Source organism: Flammeovirga sp. OC4 (assembly GCF_000812565.1).
Taxonomy (GTDB): Bacteria; Bacteroidota; Bacteroidia; order Cytophagales; family Flammeovirgaceae; genus Flammeovirga.
The window spans coordinates 1-1,437 of sequence record NZ_JTAM01000163.1 but is presented as its reverse complement, the minus strand read 5'-3'; the positions used below and the strand labels follow the sequence as shown (position 1 = coordinate 1,437).

3 protein-coding genes are annotated in these 1,437 nt (G+C 37.3%); all 3 read right to left on the bottom strand.

Annotated features, from left to right (window positions below; genetic code table 11):
• Positions 1-31: 31 nt before the first annotated feature.
• Positions 32-313 (bottom strand): hypothetical protein, encoded by a 282-nt coding sequence (locus PL77_RS29760; protein WP_044213657.1) that lies wholly within the window; start codon positions 311-313, stop codon positions 32-34.
• Positions 306-1,205: an ATP-binding protein gene (locus PL77_RS29755; RefSeq protein ID WP_044213655.1), complete on the bottom strand. Its 900-nt coding sequence runs from the start codon at positions 1,203-1,205 to the stop codon at positions 306-308. The genes PL77_RS29760 and PL77_RS29755 overlap by 8 nt, the downstream gene beginning before the upstream one ends.
• A gap of 2 nt (positions 1,206-1,207) precedes the next feature.
• On the bottom strand, positions 1,208-1,437 hold a 230-nt coding region (locus PL77_RS32165), incomplete at its 5' end, for a hypothetical protein (protein WP_044213654.1).

Below are 1,437 nucleotides of genomic sequence, written 5' to 3'. Positions count from 1 at the left end.
TCTCCGGGGATAATTTCTACTAAAATTGCTTTCATTTTTTCTTTTTAATTCCTAGTTCTCTGAGCATTCTGCTTACTTCCTGATTCATTTCTACCTGCATCACTTCATCGGTATTACTGTTTCTGAAGTGCAGTATATTTTCCGAGTCAAGAAGAAAAAAGCCATCGCGCAGGAATTCGGGGTTATCATTTATAAGTTGAGTAACTTGTTTTTGGACTTGGTTTTTACTCTCCTCCAAACTCTTTATTTGTATGTTGTAGAGGACAATATCATTGATTAGTCCAGTGATTTGGTTGTGGATCTTGTTAGGCATTGGTTATGTTATTCTTTTCCCTGAAATACCTTTGTAGTCTTTTGATAGCAAAACGCATATCTCCTTTTGCACTTGCTCGAATTCTTTCTACATCATGCGACTTTTTTACGCCGTAGTTTTCGCAGATTTCATCGAAATCCTTATCGCTCATATCTTCAAGAATCAGCGGGTCAGTGGCAAAGCGAGAGTAGAATACATCAAAATGGGCTTTTGATCTCCTTCCCATATCTTCAAGCCAATGACAATACAATTGCCCTTTTACAGTAGCACCCACCAATACAATCCCACACAAATTTTCCACTGAATCCCATATTGCTTTAATGGTTGCATAAACCCCTTGACGTAGGTTTTCTGCTTCATCGAAGATCAATAAGGGCTTCTTATCATACTTCAGTAATTTTTTAGAGATCTCCTTTCTTAGTCTACTTACTGTACCTACTGGATTAATATCCATCTGCAAACATATCTCTGTCACAAGTTCCTTACTTGTCATATCTCCATCACATGTTATTAAAAACACATTTGCATTAGGGAAGATTTTAATAAACTCTTTCACCGCAAAGGTCTTCCCTCTACCTGTATGACCGCAGATAATTCTGTATTCTGAAAAATCAAGTGCCTCTTTCAGACAGCAAATGGTTTTATCAAGGTTGTCATTTTCTATTAAAAAGTCATTACTTAAAAATAACCTAACACGGTTAAATATACGGTCTGATATAAAAGAATCACCTACTTTGTAATTCCCATTCAGAATATGGTAGGCGTATTGACCTGTACCTGTAAGTTTGTTGAATGCCGTTGCCTTTATATCATGCTTTTGCTGGTATTCAAGCATAGCGTGAGTAATAGCTCGCTTCTCTTCTTCTGGAAGAGTGGAAATGTTTTTTGCCATAATTAATCTAATTTTCTGATTTCATCATCAAAGTCTTTGTACTGCTTGTACTTAGGTGTTTTCTTCTGAGGGTTTTCTTTTAAAGCTTCCATTTCTGCATCATCTGCAAGGTATTTCGCTCTCATTGATTTCCTCTTTTTCGGTTTTTGTACACCTAAATCTGTACATTTCGTTTTGTCTCCGCCCTGTTTCGGGGTTGTTACCTCCTTGTCCGTGCTGTTGGGCAGGCGGT

Coding starts and splice junctions, on each gene's coding strand:
- PL77_RS29760 (WP_044213657.1), bottom strand. CDS start 313: ATGCCTAACAAGATCCACAACCAAATCACTGGACTAATCAATGATATT.
- PL77_RS29755 (WP_044213655.1), bottom strand. CDS start 1,205: ATGGCAAAAAACATTTCCACTCTTCCAGAAGAAGAGAAGCGAGCTATT.